We start from the raw sequence: 6,257 nt of genomic DNA on the forward strand, positions 1-6,257 counted from the left end.
TCGACGGCAGCAGCCCCGAAATCAACTCCCACTGAACATCATTCAACACCCGAAACCGAGAGATCGTCGCCATCCCGACAGCATCCCGCCAAATGCGACCCGCATATGGGAGACACGCCCTAGCTGAACGGCCTGCGTCTGTCCAGCAGACGCGAGCCGGCTCCGGCCGTCCGCCACAGCCGCGCCACCCGGTCGGCATCCTCGTCGGTGACCAGGTTGCCCATCACGCGCACCGCGATCCCCATCAGGGCCGACGAGCGCATGGCCAGCGGGCCGGTCAACGGCAGGAACCGCGGCAGCGTCAGCAACAACCCCAACCGGCGGGCCACCGAGAACCCCCGCCCGTAGTGCGCCTGCAGCAGCGCCGGCCACGCCAGGGCCAGATCCGGTGAGCCCAGCAGTTCAGCGGCCAGCCGCCCGGTTTCCAGCCCGTAGTCGATGCCCTCGCCGTTGAGCGGGTTCACGCACGCCGCGGCGTCACCGATCAGCATCCAGTTTCCCCCGGCCACCCCGGACACCGCCCCGCCCATCGGCAGCAGTGCCGAGGAGATCGCCCGCGGCGGGCCGTCGAACCCCCAACCGTCTCGCTTCACGTCCGCGTAGTGCTTGATCAGCGGCCGCAATGCCACATCGGCCGGCCGTTTGGCGGTGGCCAGCGCGCCGACGCCGAGGTTCACCTCGCCGTTGCCGAGCGGGAAGATCCAGCCGTACCCGGGCAGCACCTGCCCATCGATCGACCGCAATTCCAGATCCGAGGAGATCCACGGCTCATCGGATCGCGGGGAGCCCAGGTAGGCCCGGGCCGCGACCCCGTAGACGGTCTGTTGATGCCACTGCCGACCGAGCACCCGGCCCAGCGGTGAGCGGGCACCGTCGGCAACGATCAGCCACCGACAGGTCACCCGCCGGCCGTCGGCAAGGACCACCGCCGTCACCCGCCCGGCCGAATCACGGTCGACGTCGACGGCCTTGTAGCCCAGCAGCATGGCCGCCCCGGCGTCCTCGGCGGCCTTGCGCACCCGGTCGTCGAGTTCGGTTCGCGGGACGGCCGAACTGGCCTGGGGGAACGACGGGCCGGGCCAGCGGACCTCGAGTTGGCCGCCGAACCCGGCCAGCCGCAGCCCGTGGTGGCGGATCCTGCCGTCCAGCCAGTCGCCCAGGCCCAGCCGGTGCAGCTCGACCACGGCCCGTGGGGTCAATCCGTCGCCACAGGCCTTGTCGCGGGGGAACTCGCAGGCGTCGATCACCAGCACGTCGCGGCCGGCGCGACTGGCCCACGCCGCGGCTGCCGACCCCGACGGCCCGGCACCGATGACGACCAGATCGGCCTGCAGGCGTGGCGCGTCAGCCCGCCGGTCGACCTCAGATGAAAGCGAGTCCACAATGACCAGTATCTTGGCACCGTGAGGACACCGGCGAGCGTGGTGGCGGGAGTGGACCTCGGCGACCAGGATTTTGCCCAGAAGGTGCGCGACGGCGTCGCCCGGGTTGAGGACCTCATCGCCACCGAGTTGCGCGGTGCCGATGAATTGATGACCGAGGCTGTGCTGCACCTGTTCGAAGCCGGCGGGAAGCGGTTCCGGCCGCTGTTCACCGTGCTCTCGGCCCATGTCGGCCCGGACCCGGAGAACTTTGACGTGACCACTGCCGGCGCCGTCATCGAACTGGTGCACCTGGCCACGCTGTATCACGACGACGTCATGGACGAAGCGCTGGTTCGCCGGGGCGCTCCGTCGGCGAATGCGCGCTGGGGCAACAACATTGCGATTCTGGCCGGCGACTACCTGTTCGCCACGTCCTCGCGGCTGGTGGCACGGCTCGGGCCTGATGCAGTACGGATCATCGCCGAAACGTTCGCCCTTCTGGTGACCGGTCAGATGCGAGAAACCAAAGGGGCTCCGGCCGGTGAGGATGCCGTTTCGCACTACCTCAAGGTCGTGTCGGAGAAAACCGCCTGCCTGATCGCCGCTGCCGGCCGGCTTGGCGGCACCTTCGGTGGTGCCACCGGAGATCAGATCGAACGACTGGGCCGTATCGGCGGGATCATCGGCACGGTGTTCCAGATCGCCGATGACATCATCGACATCGAAAGCGATCCCGATGAGTCGGGCAAGCTTCCGGGCACCGACCTGCGGGAGGGTGTGCACACCTTGCCGGTGCTGTTCGCCCTGTCCGAGACCGGGCCGGACGCCGACCGGCTGCGGGAGTTGCTCAAGGGGCCGGTGACTGACGACGACGCCGTCACCGAAGCGCTGGCGCTGCTGCGGGCCTCCGGTGGGATCGCCGCCGCCAAGGCAACGGTCCATCAGTACGCGGCCCAGGCCCGCGCCGAACTTGATGGGCTGCCCGACGTGCCCGGACGTCGCGCGCTGGCCTCGCTGGTCGACTACACCGTTAACCGACACGGTTAAGGACGATCCGGAACTCAGCGGGGCTTGGTAGGCGTTACTCTGCCGAGAGCCGTCTGAGGAGGACCGAGAATGACCTGGCACCCCACCGCCAACCGGATGAAGACATTTCTGCTGCTTGCGTTGATGTCTGGGCTGATCGTCTTCGTAGGCGGACTCTTCGGCCGCAATGTGATGTACCTCTCGGTGCTGATGGCCGTCGGCATGAACGCCTACGTCTACTTCAACAGCGACAAACTGGCGCTGCGGGCGATGAAGGCCCAGCCGGTCACCGAGGTGCAGGCCCCGCAGATCTACGCGATGGTCCGGGAGTTGGCCACCGCGGCCCACCAGCCGATGCCGCGGCTCTACATCAGCGACACCGCCAGCCCCAACGCGTTCGCCACCGGCCGCAATCCCCGCAACGCCGCGGTGTGCTGCACCACCGGAATCCTGAACATCCTCAACGAGCGTGAGCTACGTGCGGTGCTGGGCCACGAACTGTCCCACGTGTACAACCGCGACATCCTGATCTCCTGCGTCGCCGGTGCGATGGCCTCGATAATCACCGGTCTGGCCCAGATGGCCATGTTCGCCGGCGCCTTCGGTGGAAACCGCAACAGCGGTCGCGGAGGGATCAATCCGCTTGCGATGCTTCTGGTTTCGCTGCTCGGTCCGTTCGCGGCGACCGTCATCCGGATGGCTGTCTCGCGGTCGCGGGAATATCAGGCCGACGAGTCCGGCGCCCAGTTGTCCGGCGACCCTCTCGCGCTGGCCTCGGCGTTGCGCAAGATCAGTGGCGGGGTCGAGCAGTCCCCGCTGCCGCCCAGCCCCCAGTTGGCCGACCAGGCTCATCTGATGATCGCCAGCCCGTTCCGTTCCGGTGAGCGGATCGGCAAGCTGTTCTCGACGCACCCGCCGATGGAGGACCGCATCGCGCGACTGGAGAAGATGGCCGGCGGTCAGTAGCCGGTGGGCCGTTTCTGTTGAGCTAGGGCGTTCCGGCGTCGGCGCCGTCGGTCGAGGCATCTGACGGCTTATCTGAGGGCTTGTTCGAGGGCTTGCCGGACGCACCCGCGCCGACTGCCTTGTTCACCGCATCCTCGACAGCGTCGGCCACCGAGCCCAGCGCATCCTTGACCTTGTCCAAGCTGGGGAAGCCGTTCCCCGGCCCGTTGGGAAGGCCCGGACCGCCCCGGTCAGGGCTGAAGTCCATCGGCGGCCGGGTGACGTTGACCCGCGGGCCACGATCAGGATCGCTGGGTTCGAGCATGTCGGGGGCCGGTGGGCCGGGATCGATGGCAGGTTCCGCTGTCTCCTCTGGGACGGGCTGCGCAAGTACGGGCGGCGTCTCCGGTAGCACCGATGCAGTCGGTGCCGGTGGCTGCGGCGGGGCTGCCAGCATCGGCGGAACTTGACTCGGGACCGGCGGCAGCAGCGTCTGGACGGCCGGCGGCAGGTATTCGGTCAGAGTCTTGTAGGCCACCACCGTCAAGTCATTGACTTTCTGGACGATCGCGACGACCCCGTCGGGATAGGTCACCGTTGTGACCTGGGTGACCGGGTCGGTCTTGCAACTGACCGCACCGGTGCAATCCACCCGGCCGTTGGAGTCGACCACTGACTTCGGCGCCGGCATCGCCGTCAATTCCTTGGTAGCGGGCGCAGCAGGTGCAGTCGTGGGACCAATGACCGGCAATACATCCGGTGTCGTCGGACCCGGGGTGACACCGGCCTCGAAGGCTGCCCGGTAGGGCGAGTCGGGTACGCCGACAATGGGCGTGGAACCTTTGAGCAGGGCAGCCAATTCGGTGGGATCCGTGGCGCCGTCGCCGATCGTCAACACATCGGACGGGGTCTCGATGAATGGCGTCAGCGGACCGCCGAAACTGGCGCGGACGAAGCCGTCCGGGGTCTGGGCAGTCGAGGCAAGGACCATCAAGCCCGCGGCGACGCCGACTGCGGTGGCGCCGGCGCGCAACCCGTCCTTGGCTCGCCGATCCACGATGGCCCTTTCCGATGTCAGTGTTTACGCTCAGTGTTTACTAATGCCAATCATAGTTTAGGTCACGCTTTCCTGCTGGAAAGCCCGCCCTTTGCAGGTATTTCACACATCGGTACGGTGTTGTGATCTTCCTCGGGTTGGCTGCCTTCCGGCCAGTGCCCCGCTGATGTGGTGGGTTGCCCGCCTACAGCGTTTGCTGGCGGGCGGGCCGGGCCCCGGTCAGAGGTCCCCGGTTAGAGGCCCCCGCTCAGAACGGGGTCCCGTCGACCTCGTGGCCGGGCTTCTGTGCCATCAGGCCGCGGTAGGCCTGTTCGACGGTAGCGCCGTGGTTGACCACCGCGTCGACCTCTTTGGCGATCGGCATGCTGACGCCGTACTTATCGGCGAACTCCATGATCACACTCGCCGCCTTGACGCCCTCGGCCACCTGGCTCATGCCGGCGATGATTTCCTGCACGGTCTTGCCCGAGCCCAGTTCCTCCCCGACGTGGCGGTTGCGGCTGCGTTTGGAGGTGCAGGTAACGATGAGGTCACCCATCCCGGCCAGGCCGGAGAAGGTGTCGCGCTGGCCGCCGATCGCCTCACCCAGTTTCGACATCTCCCGGACTGCGCGGGTCATGACCATGGCGCGGGTGTTCTCGCCGATACCCAGCGAGTAACCCATGCCGGTGGCGATTGCGTAGACGTTCTTGAGGGCGCCGGCGATCTCGACACCGGCCACGTCGTCACTGGTGTAGGTGCGAAACCTGCTGGTCCGGAACATGTCGGCGAGGTTGCCCGCCAGGTTACGGTCGGGCATCGCCAGCACGGCCGCCGCGGCATAGCCCTCGGCAACCTCCTTGGCGATGTTCGGTCCGGCCAGGATGCCGGCCGGGTGACCCGGCAGCACCTCTTCGACGATCTGACTCATCCGCATGTTGGTGCCCTGTTCCAGGCCCTTGACCAGGCTGACCACTGGGACCCACGGGCGAAGTTCTTTGGCGAGTTCGACCAGCACCCCGCGGAACCCGTGCGAGGGAACCCCCATCACGATGACGTCGGCGCAGTTAGCCGCTTCGGCGAAATCGTTTGTAGCGCGGAGGTTCTCGGGAAGTTCGACTTCGTCGCCGAGGTATTCGGAGTTGCGGTGATTCTTGTTGATGTCCTCGGCGGTGTCGGCGGAGCGAACCCACTGCAGTGTCGGTCCGCGCCGAGCGCAGATAGATGCGACGGTGGTGCCCCAGGAGCCTCCGCCGAGCACGACGACTTGTGGCTCGCGACGATCAGATGTCATGAGCTAGAAGGTAGTGCTCAAGACAGGGCTTGCGCGCCGAGTTGGGTAACTGCGCGCTGACCCGGCGGCCGAGGATGATCACCCCGCCAAGTGCGCGGGCGCCTTCACCCGCCCGAACACCATGTCCTCGTCGATTTTGTCCAGGAACCGATAGTCGAGGGCGTCGGCAAAGAAGTCCTGCCGAACCACCCACGGACGCCTGGTTCCCGACTTGGGCAGCGCGTGGGCGTTTCGCTTCACATAGCCGGCCTGCAGATCCCAGGTCGGTTTCTCGGGCATCGCAGCCCCGGCCGGATGCGGGTAGGCGTGGGTGTAGCCGTGGGTTTTCATGTAGGCCATCAGTTTGGCGGTCGCGCGGGCGGTGATGTCTGCGCGCAACGTCCACGAGGCGTTGGTGTAGCCGATGCACCAGATCAGATTGGGCACATCTTCGAGCATGTGGGCCTTGTAGGAGAACCGGTCCTGCGGTTTGACCTCGGTGCCGTCGAGGTTGATCCGCACTCCGCCGAGCGCGAGCAGGTTCAAGCCGGTGGCCGTGACAATGATGTCGGCGTCGAGGTGACGGCCCGACTTGCACGCGATGCCGCTGGCG

Annotated in this window: 5 protein-coding genes and 1 pseudogene; 2 read left to right on the forward strand and 4 right to left on the reverse strand. The window is 67.0% G+C overall.

The genetic code is table 11. The annotated features are described in order from the left end of the window. Nucleotides 1-119: 119 nt before the first annotated feature. A complete protein-coding gene (gene menJ / locus ADBZ5N_RS16765) occupies nucleotides 120-1,334 on the reverse strand; it encodes a menaquinone reductase MenJ (protein ID WP_526259363.1) in 1,215 nt (404 codons plus the stop codon). A gap of 69 nt (nucleotides 1,335-1,403) precedes the next feature. Here menJ and grcC1 point away from each other — a divergent pair, with 69 nt between their 5' ends. Together grcC1 and htpX are read left to right on the forward strand one after the other, a co-directional pair. Continuing rightward, nucleotides 1,404-2,411, forward strand: a complete 1,008-nt coding sequence (grcC1, locus tag ADBZ5N_RS16770) for a nonaprenyl/(2E,6E)-farnesyl/geranylgeranyl diphosphat synthase (protein WP_526259355.1) — start codon at nucleotides 1,404-1,406, stop codon at nucleotides 2,409-2,411. 69 nt (nucleotides 2,412-2,480) lie between these two features. Next, on the forward strand, nucleotides 2,481-3,356 hold the full coding sequence (htpX, locus tag ADBZ5N_RS16775) for a zinc metalloprotease HtpX (RefSeq protein WP_526259357.1): 876 nt from the start codon (nucleotides 2,481-2,483) through the stop codon (nucleotides 3,354-3,356). A gap of 22 nt (nucleotides 3,357-3,378) precedes the next feature. On the opposite strand, the gene ADBZ5N_RS16780 is transcribed toward htpX, so the two are convergent. The 3 genes and pseudogenes from ADBZ5N_RS16780 to ADBZ5N_RS16790 form a co-directional block, all read right to left on the reverse strand. Further along, on the reverse strand, nucleotides 3,379-4,392 hold the full coding sequence (locus ADBZ5N_RS16780; RefSeq protein WP_526259359.1) for a hypothetical protein: 1,014 nt from the start codon (nucleotides 4,390-4,392) through the stop codon (nucleotides 3,379-3,381). A gap of 247 nt (nucleotides 4,393-4,639) precedes the next feature. Continuing rightward, complete coding sequence (locus ADBZ5N_RS16785) at nucleotides 4,640-5,665, reverse strand: NAD(P)H-dependent glycerol-3-phosphate dehydrogenase (protein ID WP_526259361.1); 1,026 nt, start codon at nucleotides 5,663-5,665, stop codon at nucleotides 4,640-4,642. A 78-nt stretch (nucleotides 5,666-5,743) separates the two neighbouring features. Beyond that, a pseudogene (locus ADBZ5N_RS16790) lies at nucleotides 5,744-6,257 on the reverse strand (FAD-dependent oxidoreductase); the annotation flags it as partial.

This window comes from Mycobacterium sp. (assembly GCF_044370595.1).
Taxonomy (GTDB): Bacteria; Actinomycetota; Actinomycetes; order Mycobacteriales; family Mycobacteriaceae; genus Mycobacterium.

What these genes read in the sequence shown, in the direction of transcription:
- htpX (WP_526259357.1), top strand. Translation starts at nt 2,481, where the DNA reads ATGACCTGGCACCCCACCGCCAACCGGATGAAGACATTTCTGCTGCTT.
- ADBZ5N_RS16785 (WP_526259361.1), bottom strand. Translation starts at nt 5,665, where the DNA reads ATGACATCTGATCGTCGCGAGCCACAAGTCGTCGTGCTCGGCGGAGGC.